We start from the raw sequence: 20,778 nt of genomic DNA, 5'->3' as shown, positions 1-20,778 counted from the left end.
ACGGAATCAAGGATGGACGACGAGACGCGGGACGAATCGGACGTGGTGTTCGAAGTGCGGGACTTAGAGGTCACCTTCGGGACCGACCGCGGCGAGTCGAAGGTGGTTCGCAACGTTGACCTCGACATCCGCCGCAACGAGACGCTCGGCATCGTCGGCGAGTCCGGGTCGGGGAAGTCGATGCTCTCCTCGACGCTGATGAACGCCGTCGTAGAGCCCGGCGAGACCAGCGGCGAGGTGACGTACTACCCGCCGGACGACAGGGAGCCGATATCGGTCCTCGACCTCTCGGAGAGCGAACTGAGGGAGTTCCGCTGGGAGGAGGTGTCGATGGTGTTCCAGGGCGCGATGAGCTCGTTCAACCCCGTCAAGCGCGTTCGCGGCCACTTCAAGGAGACGCTCGAGGACCACAACCGCGACGTGGACGCCGGGATGGAACGCGCCCGCGGGATCCTCGAAGACCTGTACCTCGACCCCGAACGGGTGCTGAGTTCCTACCCGTACGAACTCTCCGGCGGGATGAAACAGCGGGCGCTCATCGCCCTCTCGCTCGTCCTCGAACCCGAGGTGCTCGTGATGGACGAACCGACGGCGGCGCTGGACCTCCTGATGCAGCGCTCTATCATCTCCCTGCTCCGAGACCTCAAGGAGGCGTACGACCTGACCATCATCTTCATCACGCACGACCTGCCGCTCCTGACCAAACTCGCGGACAGGCTCGTCGTGATGTACGCGTTCGACGTCGTGGAGATGGGCGACACCCAGGACATCCTCTACCACGCGGCGCACCCGTACACCCGGATGCTCCTGCAGGCGACGCCGGATTTGAACGTCCCCGTGGACGAGATGCGGTCCGTCGAGGGGAACAAACCGGACCCCGTCGTCAGGATTCCGGGCTGTTCCTACCACCCGCGCTGTCCCATGGCCGACGAGTCGTGCAAGCAGGAGGAACCGCCGATGGTGGAGCGGTCACCGGGACACCGAACCTCGTGTTTCTACCACGACGAGGTGGACGAGGCGATGCCGCTTCGCAGCGACGGGGAGGGGAGCCGATGAGCGACGCGCCCGTCGTCTCCGCGGACGACGTCTCCGTCCACTTCACAGACAGCGGCGGCCTGTTCGACCTGTTCTCCGAGGACGAAACGGTCCGCGCCGTGGACGGCATCTCGCTCGACATCGGCGAGAACGATGTGGTCACCCTCATCGGCGAGAGCGGGTGCGGGAAATCGACGCTCGGGAAGGCTCTCATCGGCGCGCAGCGTCCGACCTCCGGGTCGGTGAAGTACCGCGGTCAGGACGTCTGGGAGGCGAAAGATGGACGTAACCCGGAGATACCGTTCTCCGAGATTCGCCGCTCCCTCCAGATCATCCACCAGGACCCCGGAAGCGCGCTGAACCCGAACCAGCGACTGCTCACCTCTCTGATGCTCCCGATGAAGAAGTGGAACCCCGAGTTGGGTCGGGAACGCCGCAAGGAGCGAATCTTCGCGCTCCTGGAGAAGGTGGGTCTCTCGCCCGCGGAGGACTTCGTCAATCGCTTCCCGCACCAACTCAGCGGCGGCGAGCAACAGCGAGTCGTCCTCGTCCGGTCGCTGCTTTTGAATCCGGACCTGATTCTGGCCGACGAGGCCATCTCCGCGCTGGACGTGAGCCTGCGCGTCGAAATGATGGACCTCATGCTCGAACTGCAGGACCTGTTCGGCACGTCCTACCTGTTCATCAGCCACGACCTCTCGAACGCGCGGTACATCGCGGAGAAGTCGGGCGGCCGCATCGCCGTGATGTACCTCGGACAGATAGTCGAAATCGGCCCGATAGAGCAGGTGATAGAGAACCCCCAGCACCCCTACACGAAGGCGCTGAAGTGGGCGACGCCGAACCTGTACGGCGACGAGGGCGAGGAGGAACTGCCGGTGCGGGAGATAGACATCCCAGACCCGGTCAACCGGCCGACGGGGTGTCACTTCCACCCCCGGTGCCCGGAGGCGCGGGAGACGTGCCGCGCGCAGGAGCCTGACCTCATCACCACGGACGGCGGCCGCCTCGCGCGGTGCTACCGGGCCGACGACACCCACGAGTACTGGAACAGTCCGAGCATCGTGGACGACGAGGGCGAACTCCGGTAGGCGGAGCAACATCTATTTGTGAGTGGCTGTCTAACAGCCGGCAGAACATGGCTGTCGAGACATCTCGTCGGTTCGCCCCCCTCTCTGCGCTGTCGGAGCACAAACTGTTCGTCGGTTCGGTCGCCGGCGGAATCGTGATGATCATGCTCGCTCGCTTCGCGCTAGACGGCGTCATGGCGGGGATGTTCGGCGTGTGGGGCATCTCGCTCATACTCGCCAGCGTCGGGGCGCGCCTCTTCCTGTGGGCGTGGGGCGCATACGACCGCTGAACGGGTCGAACGGCGAAGAATCGGGTCCGCTCGGAGTCGGTTCTCGCGGCGTCAGTTCAGGCGGTTCGCCTCGACGAACTCCCAGTCGAACTCGTAGCCGAGTCCGGGCGACTGCGGCATCTCAACCACGCCGTCGTCGTCTACCTCGTCGGGGAGTTCCTCCAGTTCGGGGAAGTACGTCTCGTAGTCGTGCTTCGGGTGGAGCAGTCCCCGTTCGTAGTACCGACCGGGGAACGCCATCGTCCCGAGGAGTTGGAGGTTCGGCGCGTCGCGGCCGTGTATCTCGCACTCGACGTTGAACGACTCGCAGAGGCCGATAGCCTTCAGGGCGGGCGTGATACCGCCCGTGTCGAAGACGCCGACGCGGACGATGTCGCAGATGTCACGCTTTATCCACTCGGCGCGGGTGTGCATCCGCCCTTCGGCCGTCTCCGGGCCGACGACGGCGAGGTCGAGTTCGTTCGACAACCACTCGTAGGAGGACATGGAGTGTTCGTCCATCGGTTCCTCTATCCACCGGAAGTCGAGTTCTTCGAGGGCCTTCCCGATCTCCTTGGCCTCCGAGCGACTGTAGAAGTGGTGCGCGTCGAGCATCAGGTCCACGTCGTCGCCGACGCGTTCGCGGACGGCGCGGCACGCCTCGATGTCGCGTTCGGGGCTCTCGCCGAACGGTGGCATCCACGTGTGGAGTTTGACCGCCTGATACCCCTCCTCGACCAGTTCCTCGGCGAAGTCGGCGTACGCCTCGGGCGTCCCGAGTCCCTCGGGGTCGTCGTCGCCGACCATCGTACTCCCATAGGCCGGCACCTCGTCGCGCGCCGCGCCGATCAGTTGGTAGACGGGGAGTCCGGCGTGCTTGCCCGCCACGTCCCACAGGGCGCAGTCGATGGCCGCCACACGCTTGTCGGTGAGCAGTCCCTTGTTCAACCGCTCGGCGCGACAGAGTCGCTGCCAGAGTTCCTCGCGGTAGAGGGGGTTCTCCCCGACGAGGTGGCGCTTCGCGAACTCGTTGGCCTCCGGGTGGCCGCCGCGGCAGTAGCCGTCCGGACCGCCCTCGACGACGATGTGCGTTATCGTCCTCGTCGTCTCGGTGGGCGGTCCGGGGTGGCCGTGGCCCTTCTCGTCGGCCTCGACGTGAGAGGCGCAGCTAAACCGGATAGTACGGACGTCGGTGATTTCCATCGATGGCGTGACATCCGCTAGCGGCGGTAATAAAATTACGGCAGAGCGACGAGTTGCACTCAGTCGAGAACGTCGCTCGGGGAGTCGGGGTACGGTTCCCGGACGAGACGCCCCATATCGAGTCGGCGGTAGGGGTGCCGCTTGAGGGTGCCGTTCTCCAGGTAGTCGGTTCGGCCGTCCGCCGCCAACTTCCGCGCCGCCGTCTCCCGCAGATCGGCCGTCTTCTCGGGACGTTCGTCGGACAGGTCGTCGCGTTCGTCGGGGTCGGCGGAGAGGTCGAACAACTGCTCCCGCCCGCCGTTGGCCATGAACACGTACTTCCACTCGCCCTCGCGGACCATCGTCGTGAAGTTCGGCGCGAGGCCGGGCGTCTCGTGGTACCCGTGCAGTCGGTCTCGCGGGTCGGCGTCGCCCGCGAGCATCCCGAGGAGGTCGACTCCCTCCCGCAGGTCCGGGTCCCCCGCCGCCGTCGTGGCGACGCCGAACAGGTCCGCGAGAGAGACGAGTTCGTCGTTTCGCGTCCCACGCGGCAACTCCGCGGGCCAACTGAGGAGGAACGGAATCCGGCAGGACGCCTCGAAGAACGACGACTTCTCCCACCCGCGGTGGTCGCCGAGGAGTTCGCCGTGGTCCGAGAAGAAGCAGACGAGCGTGTTCTCGGCGTCGTCGCGGGCCTCCACGGCGTCCAGCAGTCGCCCGACGTGGCGGTCCACCTCCGAGATCATCCCGTAGTAGTGCGCCTTGATGACGCGGGCGGTGGTCTCGTCGACGCCGTCCTCGCGCGCCGTCCAGAAGTGGTAGTTCTGGGCCGGAATCTTCTCGTCCGCGTGGTCGACCGTCCGGTCGCCGCGGACGGGGCCGGGCAGTCGGTCGGGGTCGTACATCCGGTCGAACGGCGGCGACGGCGCGAAGGGCGGGTGCGGCGGTTCGTAGGAGACGAGGCCGAAGAACGGGCCGTCCTCGCCGACGAGTTCAACCGCCCGGTCGGTCATCCACGCCTCGTAGTTCGACTCCGGCGGGAGGTGGTTCTGCTGGGGGAGGTGGACCATCGCGCCCTCGCGGGCGGTGGTCTTGACCTCGTGGCCGGTGTCCTCGCGGTACGCCTCGACGCTGAGGCGGGTGTCGTACCCCAAGTCGATGTCGCGCGGGTGGGCGTGGTACTTCCCGACGAGGAACGTCCGGTACCCCCGTTCGCCCATCGCCCGGGCGAGGAACGGGCCGCACCGGTCTTCGAGGTGGCGGGCGTCTCGCTTCTCGTTCCCGAGGAAGTCCGTCGTCGTCGCCTCGCACCCCGTCCGGATCGTGTGTCTGGCGGGGATGCAGATGGGGTCCGGCGAGTAGGCGTCGGTGAAGGAGACGCCCCGTTCGACCAGACGGTCGATGTTGGGGGTGTGGATTCGCGCGTTTCCGAGGGCGCGGACGGTGTCGTATCGCTGTTGGTCCGTCATCACGAAGAGGACGTTAGGCTTGCCTGCGGACACCCGCGTCAGTTCGACCACCGGTATCATAAAGGCGCGGCCGGGTGTCTCGACGAGTACATGTCACCCGCAGCGAGTGCGTACGACGTGACGGAGTACGGCGACCCGGACGACGGCGTCCACACCGACGCGTTCCGAGGCGCGATAGACGCCTGCGCGGACGCCGGCGGCGGCACCGTCGTCGTTCCGAGCGGCGAGTACACGACGGGGACGATTCGCCTGCGGAGCGACGTGACGCTCCACTTGGAGGCGGGCGCGGTGGTTCGCCCGGCGACGGAGGAGTCCGCGTTCACGTCGAAGCACATCGGCCCGGACGGCGAACGCGTGTTCCTCCTCGCGGAGGACGCCGAGAACGTCACCATCGCCGGCGAGGGCGAGTTCGACGGCCGCGGCACGGAGTTCATGCGGATGGACACGCCGATTCAGGGCCACTCCAACGAGAGCGCGAGCCACCCCCTCGTCTCGAACGGCCCGCACGAGGCGCGACAGGGACAGCGATACCTCGCCCGGAGCGACGGCACCGAGGGGTGGCCCGTCGCGAAGCCCGACTTCAGGCCGGGGCCGATGTTCCGATTTAACCACTGCACGGACGTGACGGTGCGGGACGTGACGCTCCGCGACATGCCCGCGTGGACGCTGAGTTTCCACGGGTCCGAGGAGATAGACGTGCTCGGGGTGGACATCCTCAACCACATGCTCATTCCGAACTGCGACGGCATCCACATCGGCGACAGTCGGAACGTCCACGTCTCCGACTGCACCATCCGGTCGTGCGACGACTGCATCACGTTCGGCGCGCGCCCCGACGTGGAGACGACGTGCGAGGGCGTCACCGTCACGAACTGCACGCTCTCCTCCAGCGCTTGCGCCATCAAGTTCGGGTCGGGCACCGACGACACCATCCGCGACTGCGTGTTTCAGAACATCGTCGTGCAGGGCTCGAACCGAGGGCTCGGCATCCAACACCGCGACTCGGGCGACTTGGAGAACGTGCTGTTCACCGACGTCGTCATCGACTCGAACCTGCTCCCCGGCCCGTGGTGGGGGAAGGGCGAACCCATCCACGTCTCCTCCGTCCCCCGCGACGAGGACACCGAACTCGGCGCGATTCGCAACGTCCGCTTCGAGAACGTCGTCGCCCGGAGCGAGAATGGCGCACTCGTCTACGGTGCCGAGGGGTCCGACATCGAGAACGTGACGTTCGACGACGTGCGCATCGAACTCACCGGGAGCGAGAACGCCGAACTCGTCGGCGGGAACTTCGACCTGCAACCCACGTCGGTGCTGCCGCCCATCTTCGAACACGACATCGCGGGCGTCCACGTCGAGAACGTCCGGAACGTGACGATGCGCGACGTGGAACTCTCGTGGGCCGACGACCTGCCGGGGTACTATCGGGACGGACTGGCCTGCTCGAACGTCGAGGGAGTGCTCGTGGACGGGTTCGTCGGCAGACAGGCCCACCGCGGGGAAGACGGGAGCGACGGCGCGGCGATTCGCCTCTCGGACGCCCGCGACGTCACCGTCCGGGACTCGCGCGCCGCCGATGGCACGACGACGTTCCTCGCCCTCGACGGCACGGAGGACGAACGCCTGCTGACGAACAACGACCTACTCGACGCGGAGGACCCCGGCGACGTCGAGCGGTTCGCGACGTCGGGCAACGCCCCCTCGCTGTAATCGACCGCGGCGGACGGCGACCGAGTCCGACGGAGCGGTGGTTTTTTTCGTCGCCTGCGGCGAGGTACGACCGATGTAGCAGCGGTCACGTTGGCGGAGGCCGAGTCGACGCTCGACGCCGCGGAGGAGAGAGCCGAGGAGGTGGACCTGAACACGAACCTCGCGGTGAGGAACAGCGGCGTCTGCCCCTTTTCCCGTCGTTTCAGAACCGCTCGAACCCCGTGAGGTCCGTCTCCGCGCGGTGGAGACTACCCGTCATGTCGGCCACGTAGAGGTCGGTGCGGGCCGGGCCGCCGAACGTGCAGTTCGTCGGTCGATTCTCCGGGAACGGGTGGCGCGCGAGTATCTCGCCCGAAGGCGAGAAGACGTACACCGACGGTCCGGGTCCGCTCTTCTCCCACCCGGCGCAGGCGACGACGTTCCCCTCCTCGGTGAGGGTCATCCCGTCGATGCCGCGGTGGTCGCCGAAGTCGTGGAGCACCTCGCACTCGCCGAGGGACCCGTCCGGGAGAACCTCGTAGGCCCGCAGGTCGCAGTCTTGGTCCGAACCGTACGTGCACTCGGCGACGTAGAGTCGCGACTCGTCGGGCGAGAGCAAGATCCCGTTCGGCCGGTCCATCTCGTCGGTCAGGTGGACGAGGTCCCACCCCGAGTCGGTCCGTTCGGCCCGGTACACCGACGTGTGACCGAGTTCGACCCGTCCCACGTCGTCTGGGTCCGTGAACCAGATGTCCCCCTCGCGGTCGACTTCCAAGTCGTTCGGGCCGTTCAGCGGCGTCCCCTCGAACTTGTCTACGACTACCCTCGTCGGGTCGTCGGGCGAGAGCGCCGCGATTCGGTGCCCCTCCGCCTCGCAGGCGTAGAGGGTTCCGTCGCGCCCCTCGTGGAGACCAACCGCACCCGCCGTCTCGTCGATGTACACCTCCGTCGCGTCCGTCTCGGGGTCGTATTCGAGAACTCGGTTCCGCCGAATCTCGGTGAATCGAACGGCCGTGCCCGTCCAGACGGGGCCCTCGGTTGCCTCGCGGGGGCCGGAAACCCGCTCGAACGTCCATGACATCGTGTCCACGTCTCCGCTCGGACACATAAATCCGCTCGCTCCCGAGATCGGTGATTCGGGCGACGAGCGTCCGCCCCGCCCAATCTTCGACTCCCGTCGGTACTTCGGGAATCGATGCGGCCGGTGTTCGTCCAATAAATTACGTCCATTCTCGGTAGGATGAGAGCACAGATTCGACCCCGGAACGGCGCGAGAAGCGAGTTGCCGACACCGAGGACTGAGGGGTACGAATAAGTCGAGGTCGCCGCGTACTCGTTCGTATGGAAATCCGCCGCCTCCCCGCCGACGAGGCCGCCGTCCGTCGCTACGTCGAGGAACTGTGGCTTCCCTACCACCGCCACCTCGAAGCGACCGTCGATGCCCACGCACTCGCCGACGATATCGACCTCGTCGCCGAGGAGGCCGAGTTCCGGCTGGATCTGCTCGAAACCGAGCACCACCGAACCTGGGTCGCCGTCGAGGGGACCGGTGAGCGTTCGAAGGGCGGCCTCGACGGCGAACTCGTCGGTTTCGTCACCGCCGACGTAGACGAGTCGCCGACCGTCTTCGACCGCCCGGACCGACTGGTCGTCGGCGATATCTACGTCCGCGGGCCGTACCGCGGGAGGGGCCTCGCCCGCGAGTTTATCGACCGCGTCGCAGAGCGTGCGCGAGAGATCGGGTGTTCGGAGCTCGCACTCGACGTCCACGTCGATAACGAGCGTGCGCTCTCCGCGTACGAAGCGCTCGGCTTCCGGACGGAACGCCGTCAGATGACGGTCGGCGTGGACGAGTTGTGAGTCGGTCTCGGTACCGCTTCGGAGGTACCGAGGTCCGCTCTCGAACGTCATTTCGAATGTAAGTGATCGTAATTTCGAGGGTGCCTCTGTCGTCTGCGTCGGCGTTCGAGTCGTCCGGCTTACCGGTTCACGCCGTACTCGCGGCGCTCACCGGTCCACGCCCGTCGCCTCGATTTGGACGGCGGCGCTGTTCGGGAGTGCGCCGACGCCGACGACGGTCATCGACGGCCGTCGCCCGTCGAAGAACTCCTCGTAGGCCGACTCCACCTCCGGGAGTCGGTCCATCTTCGTGAGGTACACCGTCGTCCGCATGATGTCGTCGGCTTCGACGTCGGACTCCGCGGCGACGGCGGTGACCCGGTCGAGTGCGGCCATCGTCTGTTCTTTCACGCCGCGCCGCAACGCCGTCCGTTCGTCAGGGGTCTGCCCGTCGAAGAAGACCAGTTGGAGTCCTCGCTTTCGGACGCCGTAGCCGCCGAGTGCGCTCAATCTATCGCTTTCGTGTCGAGTTACGTTCTTCTGCATGTATCTATGGGTCGAATGTTCCGGCGTCGTGCCGCGCTCGTCGTTCGAGGGGTTCGTCGTACCGTCGGACGACGACCGAATCGTCCCGAGCGTCGCAGTGCGTGCGGCGTCCGCCGAGGGCGGTGTCTCTCCCGGTTCGGCCGCCGCGCGTTCGCCGGGACGTTCGGTGTCGCTCATCGTGCTACCCATCACATCGTCGGACGGTCACGGGCTTGCGAGTACCGTTGGCTATAGCTAGGTTCGGTTTCGGAGGAGGTACAAACGGCCAAATTCGGTCACTTTTCATCCGTACGCCCCCTGAGAGTAGATTAGCAGAAACTAGATGCCTTCCCAAAGCCAGTCAGCCGACCAGATGCGCGAGTTCGAGTTCATCGTCCACTTCGAGGACGGGAGCGACGATCTGATGGACGTCTTCGCGGAGTATCCGACGCTCACGATGCGGTCGTCGGTCTGCACCTCGACGGAGCGCACGATGTGGCGCATCGACCACGCGCGCGGCCCGAGCGAAGGGCTCGAACGACTCGACGATATCTTCTTAGACGAGTCGCGGTGCAACGAGTGCCTCGACGTTCCGAACTGCCACACGCACCGCGAGTACCACGTCCTCGACCGGAAGGCCAACTCCCGGACGGTGTACACCTACCGCGACGAGGTTCACCGCTGTCACTCGATTCCGCACCACGTCGTAAACCACGTCGGCGACGGCGTCGTCTTCGAGTCGCGGCGCGCCGGGCGGGAGTACCGGTGGCGCATCCTCTACCCCGGCGACCAGCCCATCGGCGAGCTCTACTCGGCCATCGAGGAGAACCTGCGCGACGGCCTCCACCTCAAGGTGTCCCACTTGAGTCGCGCGGGCAACTGGGACACCGAGTCGCAGGTGGCCGCCGAACTCTCGCCCGCCCACTGGGAGACGCTGGAGACGGCGGTCGAACGCGGGTACTACTCCCGTCCCAGAGAGGTGACCGTCGCCGACCTCGCGGAGCTGCTCGATACGCCGCGTTCGACCGTCCAGTACCGCCTGCGGACCGCAGAGGACCTCATCGTCCGGCGGTTCGTCGAGTCGTCGCTGTGAGAGCGGCCCCCTCTCACCACCGCACCTCGACGGAATCGTTCGTTCTCGGGCGGTCGATCCGTCGATACCGCCGTTTTCGGGCCACAGAATTCAAGGAAATTCCGTGCGATGCCGGACGCATGACTACCGAGACGACGAACGAAACCGAGGGCGCGCCGTCCACGCTCGGTCGCTTGCTGTTCGCGGCGGGCGTCGGCTCTCTCGCCGTCGATACGTTCCGCAACCTCGAAGGGCAGATAGCGTACGCGGAGTCCAAGGACGTGCCGAACGCGGAGACGATGGTGCCGTTCACGGGCGGGATGCTCGCGTTCGGGAGTCTCGGCATCGCCCTGTGGCGACTGCCGACGCTCTCTGCGGGCGCGGTGGCGACGTTCCTCGCGGGCGTCACGCCGGTGATGCACGACTACTGGAACGCCGACGAGGACGAGCGCAGTTCCCAGAAAATCGCGTTCATGAAGAACCTCTCGCTGTTCGGCGCGGCCCTCGTCTTCCTTCGCGAAGCGCGGAAGTAACGCTCACCTTCTCGCTCAGGGTCAGAGGGGTTCGCCGGGGAGGTGTTCCCCGGCGGAACGGACACCCGCGAAAGAAACGCCTCCGAGAGGCTACCGTTATCACCTCGCGGAACCGACCCTCTCCGATGGAGGCGACGTACGACCTCTTTCCCTTTCACGAAGACGGGAGGATAGCGGCCGCGCTCGGGACCCTCCTCGTCCAACGAGGGTCGGTGGACCCGAACTCGCTCGCCGAAGTCGCGGGCCGATTCGGCGTCGAGCGAGACGAACTGGAAGCGGCCGTCGTCCGACTCGGCGTCGAAGGCGAGACAACCGACGCTCTGGACGCGAGCGACGAGGACGCGACGGCTCACCGCGTCACCCCCGAGTTCCTCCGGGGAAGAGCGCCAATTGCGCGAGAGTACGGCGGTCTTCGCGACCCGGAATCGAACGAAGAGGTCCGGAGAACGGACGAGATGTCGTTTCAGAGCTGGCTTCTCGTCGAAGCGACGAAGTCCGCGAGGGAGACAGTCGAACGGATGGTGCGTGAACGGTTCGGAGACGGGGCCGACGCATTACGTGTCGCTACGCGCGCGGCAATCGGCACGGCAGCGTTTCCAGAGCGCGTTCTCTGGGTCGGCGTCAGTTACCCGGTGGACGAAACCGGACCCGGGACCGTCCCCGCGGTTCCGAATCCGCCGTCGTTCTCGTTCGACCGACTCGCAGAACTCGTTCCCGCGACGCTCGATGCGACCGTCGAACGCGGCGGCGAGGCGTTCCGCGTCCGCAACATCCCCGCCGTCCCGTTTCGGGAACCGCACTATCGCTGAATCCGCCCTCGGTCGTCCCTCGCAACGCCTTGGGCGTCTCACGTAACCTTCGGATTGCCGCCGCGACAGCGTACGAACGGACGCGACTGGCGACCTTACGCCCCACCCCATCATCGTTTAGGCCCGCCTAAAATTCGGAACCGTTTTATATTTTTAGGCTAGCCTAAGTTCCATGCGACGAGACGACGCGAGTCGGAGTGCGCCGACACGACGTGACTGCGTGAAGTACGGCGGTGCCGTTCTCGCCGGCGGCCTCCTCGCCGGGTGTACGGGCGGTAGCGGAACGGACTCGACACCGTCGGCGTCGCCGGCGGCCACCGGCACGACCACGGACGAGTCGTACGCGGTGTCGATGGCGCCGATGGGCGAAGTCGAGTTCGAAGCGGTACCGGAGACGATTTTCACGCGCTTGACGCACCTCGCCGGGATGGCGTTCGCACTCGGTCGCGGCGACGACGTGAACACGATGCACGCGCCGGACTACTACGACGCCTCTGGAACCAGTTCACCCCGCGCCTCCCGGGCGTCTCGCTCGATTGGAGCGGTCTCTACTCCTCGTGGAGTCCGAGCAAGGAGACGCTGTACGAACTCGACAGCGACGTTCACCTCGCCGACCCGGCGAGCGTACTCGAACTCGACGGGTGGAGCCGATCCGACGTCGAGGAGGTCCGCGAGAACATCGCGCCGTGGTTCGGCAACCACTACAGCAACAGACACATCTCGCCGCCCGACGCGTACGCCGACCGATACCGGTACTACACCCTCTGGGAACAGTTCTGGAAAGTCGCGCAGGTGTTCCGTGAAGAGGAGAAGTACGACGCCCTGTCGGCGGTTCACGACGACGTACTCGCCGCCATCGAGGCTGACCTCCCGCCCGAGTCGGAGCGTCCGAGCATCGTCATGGGCGGATTCTCCGATCCGTCGGCGCCCTACGTGTACAACGTGGACACGCCCGGGTTCCTCACCGCGCACGTACGCCCCCTACAACCGGTCGACGCGTTCGGAGACGACGTCGCCTCCGGTTCGCAGATAGACATGGAGACGCTGTTAGAAGCCGACCCCGACGTCATCCTCGCCCTCGGCGGAATGCACCCCGATACCGACATGGCGAACGTCCGAACGGCGCTCAGAAACGACCCCGTCGGACAGGAACTCACCGCGGTGCAGAACGACCGTATCTACGCGCAGGGCGCGCGCTATCAGGGACCCATCCTGAACCTCTTCCAACTGGAGATGACCGCCAAGCAACTCTATCCTGACGCCTTCGGCGAGTGGCCGACGTACGTCGACGGAGCGTACCCGGAGCTCCCGGCGGAAGAACGGTTCTTCGACCGTCGGCACGTCGCCGACATCATCCTAGGCGAGTTCTGAATACGGATGCAACCAGGCTTCATCTACGCTCTAACCGGAACGACCGCTCGATATAGAGGACCACTTAACGTGTGACAGATACGGATGAGACTGTGACCACGTCGTCAGAACTCCGTTTCTTTGGGATCTGCCTGTTTGCGTCCGTCTCAGGGTTCTTCATCTGGCGCTTTGCGTTCCAAGGTTCGAACACCGTCGGATTGCTCGTTATCGCGGTATTCGTACTCGCGTTCTTGCTGTTCGTAGACGGGTATCTCGAGGTTCGCTAAAGCAGCTCTACTTAGCGGCTTACCCTCCAGAAGTTATTCTCAGTCGTAATCGACCATCCCACCTCTTCCTTATCGCAAACCTGCTTCTATTCGTCGAGGAGTTGACGGCATTGTCAACAATGGCGTCGTCTGTTCTGTCGAAAACACGCTCCGGGTCTCAAAATCATCGGGACCGGTGAGTTCGTGAGTCGAAGCGTCCAGCAGAACGCCTCCTTTTATGAATCGTACTTCCCTGAAATCACGATTCATCCGTAGAACCTTGTTGAAGCCCTCACACGGTGATAAATTCCACCGATTGCTGAATACAGGGCGCATATTGGCCATCGCCTCGGCACTCAATGCGAGCGGATCGAATTGCTCGGTACAGAGGATATCTTGTTCAAGATACGAGTAAATAGTAGATAACCCGGCACAGGTAGCCAATTCTTTCTTACTAGTTGGCGTGGATGGAGTAGAGAGTATGAGTGGAGCCAATGTATCGTGTAACGTGTTCTCACTGTGATTTAGAGATGTCAAAGGAAAGCGTGGACAAAATATTAGACGCTCAAGATAAACATCAACAAGCCTACGGAGAACATCACATCCTTGAATTCGAGTTGAGAGAGTAATCTCTGTACACCACTATACTCCGTCATCTGACCCTTCTCCGACCTAAAACATCCGAACCCCCCCGTTATCTGAGATTGTGACGCTCTCGGCTGGGTTCGGAACGTGTCCAAAACACTGTTTACGACCAACCGCAGAGGCACAGGTAGCAAGCCACTCAATTTCCCTGGCGCTCTAAACAATCAGTTCTGATCGAACCCATCCTTGCTAATCAACCCGGTTTCACCGTGCCGATGAACACAGGTTTGATAATCGAGATGATCTTGCCCATAGCAGAATATAGGCGGCGTTTCACCCTGATATCTATGAATCTCGAAATGACCGAACACCGCTGTATTGTCAAACGGGATGTTAGGTGGAACCACGTGCACTACATCGACTGCATCCCAGATGAATAGATCTGTCTGGACACCTTCTTTCTCTAATTCTTCCTCTATCGTGTCCGGGGTAATTCGATAAATATCGCTTCCGAACAGCATATGGCTCGGCCCAGGTTCTTGGTCCCAGAGCCGTCGAGACCTCACAACGGGGATGCAGCCATCGAACCGATCTGAAACCATTTTCTTCACCTCATCAAACTTATCGCGAGGAACATCTGGTGCTACAACGATTCGATCCATGACCTCCTCTAAATTCACGTCAATGAATATTGCATCATCTTTGTCCTCGCCCCAGTCATCCGGAACGATACCTGCATCGGAGACTTCCACCATCGGCTTCGGTCCATGTCCGACCAAAACCCGAAGTTCGTTTTCCATTCCAAACTTCGGCCTCTTATAGAAGTAAATCGGAGGATCATGCTCCGGTATCCACTCTGTATCTTCAGACACATACCGTGCTAACCCCATTAACATACTGTCATCATCTTCAGGTCGAAGTCCCTCCTTCAGCTTGCCAACTGTGGTCTCAACGGCGATTCCATCTTCAGAATCAGTGAACTTCCTCCAGAACCGTGGATCTTCATCGGTACCAACCCTCCAGCAGCTCAGGTAGTACCGGCTTTGTGCACGTTCACGATATCTCTGCTGACCTCCAGCAAAATCAAGGGAACGTCCACGACTCTCGGTCTGCTCGACTCCGCGTCAGTCCTTGTCGGCCCTCGCGGTCGTCGCCGCTTACTCGGAAGACCTCTGCACCTCTGACGCCCGTATACGCGAGAACGTGGACGAACGCCCGCTCTTGGACTGCCTGCGTCGCGTCGAGGCCGTCTTCCTCGATGGCCTCGCACGCTCGCTCGTTCGTGTACTCGACCAGCTGCCGACGGACATCCGGGGTCCAGAACTGCTGAGTGCGGTCTTGGTCGTCGCGAGGCAAGGGCTCACGGGCGCGGTCCGTCGTCGCCGGGTTCCGTGAGAGGACGCCGTCGCGGACGCAGAATCCAAGGAACCCAGAGATGACGTTGTAGTACATCTGCGCCGTCCGATCCACGAAAAGCATGGAGGACAAACTGCTGGCCGGCGGGGGGATGGTCGCGACGCTTATCAACACACTTCCTCCACCGTGTCCTATGTGCCGTTGAGGAGCCGATCTCGCACCACTTCTGATTAGCCATCTCTACGAGGCTTCTTTCAAGGGGTGCGAGCACACCGCATCTCGGTTCGAGTGTCGTCTTCGCTGATTTCGTTCGGCGGTCTGCCGCCTTTGAACCTATATATCGCATTTCACCTGTCCATGCCACTTATCTCGCGACATGTCCGGACTGCAGCGGCGTTCTCTGCGACATCGTGGACGCGAACGATGTCCGCTCCTCGCTCGGCTGCCATCGTCGTGGTTGCTACCGTGGGAGGTAATCGCCCGGTAGAGCTACAGTCAACGCGCTCGAACATGGACTTACGAGAGTGGCCGACCATGATTGGGCACCCGAGAGCGTGCAGCTCCCCCAGCCTGTCAACCAGCTCGAAACACTCTGCGGCGGATTTCCCGAAACCGAGTCCAGGGTCCACGATGATTTGATCACGACTAAGTCCCGCCTGTTCGGCGAGTAACACTCGTTCGTTAAGTTCTCGGATGACGTCTTCCACGACGTCGTCGTACGCTACTGTACGGTCCGGATCGACGGGAGTGTCTACGCTGTGCATGACGACGATCGGCGCGTCGTGAGCGGCGGCGACGAACCGCATGTCCGGGTCCGCCAGCCCAGAGACATCGTTGATTATGTCTGCGCCTGCATCTAAGGCAGCGTCTGCGACAGCGGCCCGTCTCGTATCGACGGAGATTGGCACGTCAACGTCAGAAATGCGCTCAATGACTGGGACGACACGCTCAACCTCCTCCTCGACTGTGATCGAATCGGCGCCCGGTCGAGTACTTTCGCCACCAACGTCGACGATGTCCGCGCCCGACGAAATCATCTCACGGGCGCGCCGTACGGCATCCTTCACCTTGCTGTACCGGCCACCGTCGTAGAAACTGTCTGGCGTCACGTTCAGAATTCCCATAACTGCCGTGTCGGCGTTCCACGGACGCCGGTCGGCCGCTTCGCCATTGCGAATAACCTCGTTAAATTGGTCCGATGTGTGCGAAATCCCCAGATCACTGCCACGCACTGTGTCGGCCAGCCGCTCGTACTGAGCGGTGGTTCCGGACAGGATGACAGTGACTTGTCTGCCAGAGGAATCAACATCCGAGATGACACACATCCCGCCGATACGTTGCATCAGTTGTTGTAGATACTCTGCCTGCCTATCGTATAGTCTGGTCTTGAACGTGTGTGTGGTGATGTCTTCGGCGAACTCCTCTCGGATGGACGCCTCTGTAAGAATAGAGTGTGCAGTGTCGAGTGTATGCACTCGTTTCGGAATCTGGAGCCGCGTCCATCGGTTGCGGGCTTCGGCGACGACGTACAACGAGCCCGTGATTAGCACACAATCGTCGTCGCCCGCCGCGTCGAGTGCCTCCTCGACTGCCATCTGAACCGTTCCGTTCTGTACGACCTCGGCTGTACACGATGCGAACGCGTCCGAGAGCGTGTCGAAGGAGGCGGCTCGACTCACGTCTGGCTGACAGAGACGAACTACGTCCGCTTTGGGGAGCGCTTCTGCCATCCTCGCATGATCCTTTTCTTTCATAGCCCCGAAGACGAGGTGCAGTTCGTCAAATTCGTACCGGCCGATGAGATCTGCGACTGTCCTACACGCGGCTGGATTGTGGGCACCATCGAGGATTACAAGCGGATCAGTCGACATCACCTCGAACCTACCTGGCCAGTGGGTACTGCGGAGACCGCGTTCGATCACTGGGGTATCAACGTCTGATACCTGCCGGGCGAGAGTCGCGGCGATTCCGGCGTTCGTCGCTTGGTGTTGACCGAGCAACGAAAGGTTCGCCGCGACGTCCCAGTTCGGGCCAACTATGGATACGGACGTTTCAACTCGCGAGGTCATCTTTCCCTCTCGGGCAACGATATCGGCCTCTGTCTCCCCCACCGTGACGACCTCCGTTTCCGCTTGGATCGCTTCGAGCGCTTCGCCATCCGCACTCGTCACGAGCCGTTTTCCGTCTGGTGCGACCTGTGCTTTGTCTCGGGCGATTTCTCGAACCGTCTCGCCGAGGATATCAGTATGTTCTAGGCTCACGTTCGTGACTGCACTCGCCACCGGGTCTACCACGCTTGTCGCGTCGTGCCGACCTCCGATACCGACCTCCAGGACCGCCATGTCGACGCCTTCGTCTCCGAAATAGTGGAGTGCAAGTACGGTAAGCACCTCGAAGTACGTGGGGCAGTCACCTTCACTACGTAGGCGAGATACGCACGGTTTAATTTTCTCGGCGAACGACCTGACATAGTCTTTCGGTACTTTCCGTCCGTTAAGCCGAATGCGCTCGCGGAAATCGTTTAGATCCGGTGACGTGTACAGTCCGACATCGAGACCGGCCTCCCGCAATATCTGCTCGAGCATCACCGCCGTGCTTCCTTTCCCGTTTGACCCTGCTATCTGGACGCAATTGACATCCTCATGTGGATCACCGAGGGTAGACAACATTCTAGCGGTCGTCTCCGTTCCCAGCTTTGGCCGGGAACGGTTTAAACTCTCCAGATAGTCGACTGCCTCGTGGTATTCCATACCAAATAGGGATTTGGTACTGGTATTAATGTATTGCCACACCGCCAGTTCGGATGGGAGTATCCCAAAATATACGCCGTGAGATAACCTCTCACTCGACGTGCAGTTGAGTCTACTTGGATCAACCAAATATAAATTTTCCTGCGTGTTGTGGTTGGGACAGCTTACCGGTATAGTTCCGCCGACTCAAAGCCGCTTCTCGCTTCCTCGATACAACGACTGTAGCCGAATTTATGTAGATCCAAGATGACTGAATATGTCTCAGCATCTATTCCTATCCTACTGTTTATGTAGGAGGGGAATGAGGCTCCCGACGATGGCCGCCGAGTCAACTAGCAATCTATCGGCACAGGAGCCGTACGTGACGGAGTTTGAGGCGACCGTTCGTTCCGTTGACGGATGTGCAGTCCGCCTAGACCGGACGTATTTCTACCCGGAAGGGGGAGGGCAACCTGCCGATAGCGGCACCGTAGACGGTCTGGATGTCATCGACGTACAGAAACGAGACGGTGAGACTGTCCATACCCTTGCGACAGATCCTCACTTTGAGGCGGGCGAAACTATCACAGGTCAGATCGATGAAGAGTATCGGACGTACTGCATGCGAGCGCACACCGCGAGCCATCTGGTGTATGGTGCAGGACGGAGACTGTTCGACGATCCTGGGTACGGCGGATTCGACATCCGACCGGAGAAAATTCGCCTTGATTTCGAGACCGATTATGATCCGGACGACGTGAGTGCTCTCACGTTTGAACGGATGGTCCGCGAAGTCATCTGGGACTCTCGCGAGGTTACGTGGGAAGCCGTGAAGAGCGAACGAGCCCATAAACGCGACGACATAGTGTTCAATTTGACCGACGGAGACGAACCGTCTGATACGGTTCGTGTGGTTGAGGTCGATGGGTGGGATATCGCGGCGTGTGGTGGCACGCACGTGAAGAACACCGGTGAAATCGGACCGATGGCGGTGCTAGACGTCTCGAACCCGGGATCCAATCTCATCCGCGTTGAGTACGCTGTCGGTCCCGCAGCTATCCAAGCGCAGATTAGCGAGAGAAAAAGCGTTGAGCACGCGGCGAGTGCGATGAGTACGAGCGTCGAAGAGCTTCCGAAACGCGCTACCGGTCTCGTGCAGGAGAACACCTCCCTTGAGGAGGAGATTAATCAGCTACACGAACGTTTGTTAGAGGAACGCCTGTCGACCTTAGAGGATGAAACAGTGTCGAAGGATGGTGACCACTGGCTAATCGGTGAAGTTGAGGGCGTGGGTCCGAACGACATTTCCGAACGGGTCCGGGAACTCGCTGGCGATGCTGGGGACGTTATCGTACTTGCTGGTGTCGACGGTAGTTCGTTCTTGGTCGTCGCGACAACGGGTGACCCGGATGCCAGCGGGATAGTCGACGATGTTACAGCAGAGTTCGGCGGTGGGGGCGGCGGCGGTTCAACCTTCGCTCAGGGTGGTGGGCTGGACGAAGAACCGGCGACCGTCGTCGAATACGTGCGTAATCAGGCGTAACTAGTTCGGCACAACACGCCTAAAGCGGCTGAACTTCCCCGCAACGCTACTACGCGTGCGCCGTGCTACATGACTTTTCAGATGGTCAGTTTCGTTAGGTGATGCGGCTCATCAAACACAACGTATTCGGCCGTTTTCAGGAGGAAGATGGTTAATTACCCGAAAAATGCGATTCAGTATTAATGAGGTTCTATATTACTCATTCACGACTATGCTCCTCCCTACCACATCAAGTAATTGAATGCCTGTCACCGAGATCCAAGTGTCCACTTCGGTGGACTACGATTCGCCGCTCCGTGAGTGCGTGGATGCCACCAGATCGAACCGTCGGAAGACGAGGAGAACGTACGGTAGGAGTTGCAGGAGGGAACAGGTATGACCCGTGAGTGGACTGAGATAACAGTCATCGGAGAAGACGACACGGGTCTCATCGCCGAGGTGACCTCTTTCCTGTTCGAGCGAGACGTCAACATCGTCGATATCGATCAGGCCGTCCGAGACGGTACATTCCGGATGACGATGCAGGTCGACACGTCGGAGATGGATCCGACCCAACTACAGTTTCAACGAGACCTCGAAGATCTAGGCGATCGGTTCGGGGTCGATACGCAGGTACAGTTCCCGTCCGACTGCGAGAACCAGTCCATCGCCGTACTCGTTACGAAGGAGAGCCACTGCCTCGAAGCTCTGCTCGAGGCTTGGGACAACGGCGACCTCGACGCGGATATCGAGGTGGTTGTCGGTAACCACGACGACCTTTCGTCCCTCTCGGCGGAGTACGGTGTTCCTTTCCACGTAATCGGTGACGAGAATGGAAGTCCCGACGAAGAAGAACTACTCGACCTACTCGCGGAGTACGACATCGATCTGATTGCACTGGCTCGCTATATCCGCATTCTTTCGCCCGAGGTCGTCTTCCGCTACGAGAGCCAGATAATCAACGTTCATCCGAGTCTGCTCCCCGCGTTCCCCGGAGCCGCCGCGTACAGACAGGCTCTCGAGGAAGGAGCCCGTATCGCTGGTGTCACCGCCCACTACGTGACTACGGATCTGGACCAAGGGCCGATCATTGCTCAGCGCGCGTTTAATGTCCCACCGGACGCCACGGAGGCGGATCTAGAGAGGCTCGGACAACCACTCGAGGCTGAGGCCCTCCTCGAGGCAATACAGCTCCATCTCGATGACGAACTCTCTGTGCAGTTCGGCCGGACGGAGCTTGAGAACCCCAACGAGACCGACGCTCAACTCGGCGCTCCCGAGGAACTTAACCAGATGATCCCCGATCGACCGATCGACGGTATCGACGAGCAGACCGCCGATATAGACGAGACGGCTACTGCGGACGACTGACTTCCCCACCCCGCTAAACCACTTCACTCGCCGCGACGACGGCAAACGATTCCCTCTGCGCGTTCCCCAAGAGATAGATGATCCGCCAAGTGGAGGGTTTTTCCTCC

General features: G+C 62.0%; 17 protein-coding genes and 1 pseudogene. 11 read left to right on the top strand and 7 right to left on the bottom strand.

Annotated features, from left to right (window positions below; translation table 11 throughout):
• The first annotated feature begins 12 nt into the window (after positions 1-12).
• Genes ACZ522_RS02485 through ACZ522_RS02475 form a run of 3 tightly spaced genes read left to right on the top strand, consistent with a single transcriptional unit; the run spans position 13 to position 2,395 of the window.
• The gene (locus tag ACZ522_RS02485) at positions 13-1,056 is read left to right on the top strand and encodes an ABC transporter ATP-binding protein (protein ID WP_379695184.1); all 1,044 of its coding nucleotides are present in this window, start codon (positions 13-15) and stop codon (positions 1,054-1,056) included.
• Positions 1,053-2,126, top strand: a complete 1,074-nt coding sequence (locus ACZ522_RS02480; RefSeq protein ID WP_379695186.1) for an ABC transporter ATP-binding protein — start codon at positions 1,053-1,055, stop codon at positions 2,124-2,126. The genes ACZ522_RS02485 and ACZ522_RS02480 overlap by 4 nt, the downstream gene beginning before the upstream one ends.
• Before the next feature lie 47 nt (positions 2,127-2,173).
• Positions 2,174-2,395 carry a hypothetical protein gene (locus ACZ522_RS02475; RefSeq protein ID WP_379695188.1) on the top strand — a complete coding sequence of 74 codons (222 nt, stop codon included), beginning with the start codon at positions 2,174-2,176 and terminating at the stop codon, positions 2,393-2,395.
• 51 nt (positions 2,396-2,446) lie between these two features.
• Here ACZ522_RS02475 and ACZ522_RS02470 read toward each other — a convergent pair whose 3' ends face one another.
• Positions 2,447-3,577, bottom strand: a complete 1,131-nt coding sequence (locus ACZ522_RS02470; RefSeq protein WP_379695190.1) for an enolase C-terminal domain-like protein — start codon at positions 3,575-3,577, stop codon at positions 2,447-2,449.
• Positions 3,578-3,636: 59 nt separating this feature from the next.
• On the bottom strand, positions 3,637-5,085 hold the full coding sequence (locus ACZ522_RS02465) for a sulfatase family protein (protein ID WP_379695192.1): 1,449 nt from the start codon (positions 5,083-5,085) through the stop codon (positions 3,637-3,639).
• A 30-nt stretch (positions 5,086-5,115) separates the two neighbouring features.
• Between ACZ522_RS02465 and ACZ522_RS02460 the strand changes: the two genes are divergently transcribed.
• Positions 5,116-6,735 carry a glycosyl hydrolase family 28 protein gene (locus ACZ522_RS02460; protein WP_379695194.1) on the top strand — a complete coding sequence of 540 codons (1,620 nt, stop codon included), beginning with the start codon at positions 5,116-5,118 and terminating at the stop codon, positions 6,733-6,735.
• A 202-nt stretch (positions 6,736-6,937) separates the two neighbouring features.
• On the opposite strand, the gene ACZ522_RS02455 is transcribed toward ACZ522_RS02460, so the two are convergent.
• Positions 6,938-7,795, bottom strand: a complete 858-nt coding sequence (locus tag ACZ522_RS02455; protein ID WP_379695196.1) for an SMP-30/gluconolactonase/LRE family protein — start codon at positions 7,793-7,795, stop codon at positions 6,938-6,940.
• Positions 7,796-8,055: 260 nt separating this feature from the next.
• On the opposite strand from ACZ522_RS02455, the gene ACZ522_RS02450 reads away from it, so the two are divergent.
• Complete coding sequence (locus tag ACZ522_RS02450) at positions 8,056-8,574, top strand: GNAT family N-acetyltransferase (RefSeq protein WP_379695198.1); 519 nt, start codon at positions 8,056-8,058, stop codon at positions 8,572-8,574.
• A 147-nt stretch (positions 8,575-8,721) separates the two neighbouring features.
• Here ACZ522_RS02450 and ACZ522_RS02445 read toward each other — a convergent pair whose 3' ends face one another.
• Positions 8,722-9,288, bottom strand: a complete 567-nt coding sequence (locus tag ACZ522_RS02445; RefSeq protein ID WP_379695200.1) for a RidA family protein — start codon at positions 9,286-9,288, stop codon at positions 8,722-8,724.
• A 163-nt stretch (positions 9,289-9,451) separates the two neighbouring features.
• On the opposite strand from ACZ522_RS02445, the gene ACZ522_RS02440 reads away from it, so the two are divergent.
• From ACZ522_RS02440 to ACZ522_RS02425, 4 genes and pseudogenes are all read left to right on the top strand, one after another.
• On the top strand, positions 9,452-10,171 hold the full coding sequence (locus tag ACZ522_RS02440; protein WP_379695241.1) for a helix-turn-helix domain-containing protein: 720 nt from the start codon (positions 9,452-9,454) through the stop codon (positions 10,169-10,171).
• Positions 10,172-10,290: 119 nt separating this feature from the next.
• Positions 10,291-10,683 (top strand): DoxX family membrane protein, encoded by a 393-nt coding sequence (locus ACZ522_RS02435; RefSeq protein ID WP_379695202.1) that lies wholly within the window; start codon positions 10,291-10,293, stop codon positions 10,681-10,683.
• 125 nt (positions 10,684-10,808) lie between these two features.
• The gene (locus ACZ522_RS02430) at positions 10,809-11,492 is read left to right on the top strand and encodes a hypothetical protein (protein WP_379695204.1); all 684 of its coding nucleotides are present in this window, start codon (positions 10,809-10,811) and stop codon (positions 11,490-11,492) included.
• Between the two features lie 172 nt (positions 11,493-11,664).
• Positions 11,665-12,863 (top strand): annotated as a pseudogene (locus ACZ522_RS02425) (ABC transporter substrate-binding protein).
• Positions 12,864-13,917: 1,054 nt separating this feature from the next.
• Here the strand turns inward: ACZ522_RS02425 and ACZ522_RS02420 are convergent.
• The 3 genes from ACZ522_RS02420 to folP all read right to left on the bottom strand — a co-directional run bounded on the left by ACZ522_RS02420 (position 13,918) and on the right by folP (position 17,799).
• On the bottom strand, positions 13,918-14,565 hold the full coding sequence (locus ACZ522_RS02420) for a hypothetical protein (protein WP_379695206.1): 648 nt from the start codon (positions 14,563-14,565) through the stop codon (positions 13,918-13,920).
• 211 nt (positions 14,566-14,776) lie between these two features.
• Positions 14,777-15,172 (bottom strand): hypothetical protein, encoded by a 396-nt coding sequence (locus ACZ522_RS02415; protein WP_464391751.1) that lies wholly within the window; start codon positions 15,170-15,172, stop codon positions 14,777-14,779.
• 224 nt (positions 15,173-15,396) lie between these two features.
• On the bottom strand, positions 15,397-17,799 hold the full coding sequence (folP, locus tag ACZ522_RS02410) for a dihydropteroate synthase (protein WP_379695210.1): 2,403 nt from the start codon (positions 17,797-17,799) through the stop codon (positions 15,397-15,399).
• 316 nt (positions 17,800-18,115) lie between these two features.
• Between folP and ACZ522_RS02405 the strand changes: the two genes are divergently transcribed.
• Together ACZ522_RS02405 and ACZ522_RS02400 are read left to right on the top strand one after the other, a co-directional pair.
• A complete protein-coding gene (locus tag ACZ522_RS02405) occupies positions 18,116-19,321 on the top strand; it encodes an alanyl-tRNA editing protein (protein WP_379695212.1) in 1,206 nt (401 codons plus the stop codon).
• Between the two features lie 375 nt (positions 19,322-19,696).
• On the top strand, positions 19,697-20,671 hold the full coding sequence (locus tag ACZ522_RS02400; protein WP_379695214.1) for a formyltetrahydrofolate deformylase: 975 nt from the start codon (positions 19,697-19,699) through the stop codon (positions 20,669-20,671).
• Positions 20,672-20,778 lie beyond the last annotated feature (107 nt).

The sequence above is a fragment of the Halopelagius fulvigenes genome, from assembly GCF_055398025.1.
The sequence above is the reverse complement of the archived record's forward strand: the minus strand, read 5'-3'. Positions and strand labels throughout refer to the sequence as shown.

Bases quoted from the DNA above. Each gene is read 5' to 3' on its own strand.
- ACZ522_RS02485 (WP_379695184.1), top strand. From the start codon at position 13: ATGGACGACGAGACGCGGGACGAATCGGACGTGGTGTTCGAAGTGCGG.
- ACZ522_RS02480 (WP_379695186.1), top strand. From the start codon at position 1,053: ATGAGCGACGCGCCCGTCGTCTCCGCGGACGACGTCTCCGTCCACTTC.
- ACZ522_RS02475 (WP_379695188.1), top strand. From the start codon at position 2,174: ATGGCTGTCGAGACATCTCGTCGGTTCGCCCCCCTCTCTGCGCTGTCG.
- ACZ522_RS02470 (WP_379695190.1), bottom strand. From the start codon at position 3,577: ATGGAAATCACCGACGTCCGTACTATCCGGTTTAGCTGCGCCTCTCAC.
- ACZ522_RS02465 (WP_379695192.1), bottom strand. From the start codon at position 5,085: ATGATACCGGTGGTCGAACTGACGCGGGTGTCCGCAGGCAAGCCTAAC.
- ACZ522_RS02460 (WP_379695194.1), top strand. From the start codon at position 5,116: ATGTCACCCGCAGCGAGTGCGTACGACGTGACGGAGTACGGCGACCCG.
- ACZ522_RS02455 (WP_379695196.1), bottom strand. From the start codon at position 7,795: ATGTCATGGACGTTCGAGCGGGTTTCCGGCCCCCGCGAGGCAACCGAG.
- ACZ522_RS02450 (WP_379695198.1), top strand. From the start codon at position 8,056: ATGGAAATCCGCCGCCTCCCCGCCGACGAGGCCGCCGTCCGTCGCTAC.
- ACZ522_RS02445 (WP_379695200.1), bottom strand. From the start codon at position 9,288: ATGGGTAGCACGATGAGCGACACCGAACGTCCCGGCGAACGCGCGGCG.
- ACZ522_RS02440 (WP_379695241.1), top strand. From the start codon at position 9,452: ATGCGCGAGTTCGAGTTCATCGTCCACTTCGAGGACGGGAGCGACGAT.
- ACZ522_RS02435 (WP_379695202.1), top strand. From the start codon at position 10,291: ATGACTACCGAGACGACGAACGAAACCGAGGGCGCGCCGTCCACGCTC.
- ACZ522_RS02430 (WP_379695204.1), top strand. From the start codon at position 10,809: ATGGAGGCGACGTACGACCTCTTTCCCTTTCACGAAGACGGGAGGATA.
- ACZ522_RS02415 (WP_464391751.1), bottom strand. From the start codon at position 15,172: ATGCTTTTCGTGGATCGGACGGCGCAGATGTACTACAACGTCATCTCT.
- folP (WP_379695210.1), bottom strand. From the start codon at position 17,799: ATGGAATACCACGAGGCAGTCGACTATCTGGAGAGTTTAAACCGTTCC.
- ACZ522_RS02405 (WP_379695212.1), top strand. From the start codon at position 18,116: ATGGCCGCCGAGTCAACTAGCAATCTATCGGCACAGGAGCCGTACGTG.
- ACZ522_RS02400 (WP_379695214.1), top strand. From the start codon at position 19,697: ATGACCCGTGAGTGGACTGAGATAACAGTCATCGGAGAAGACGACACG.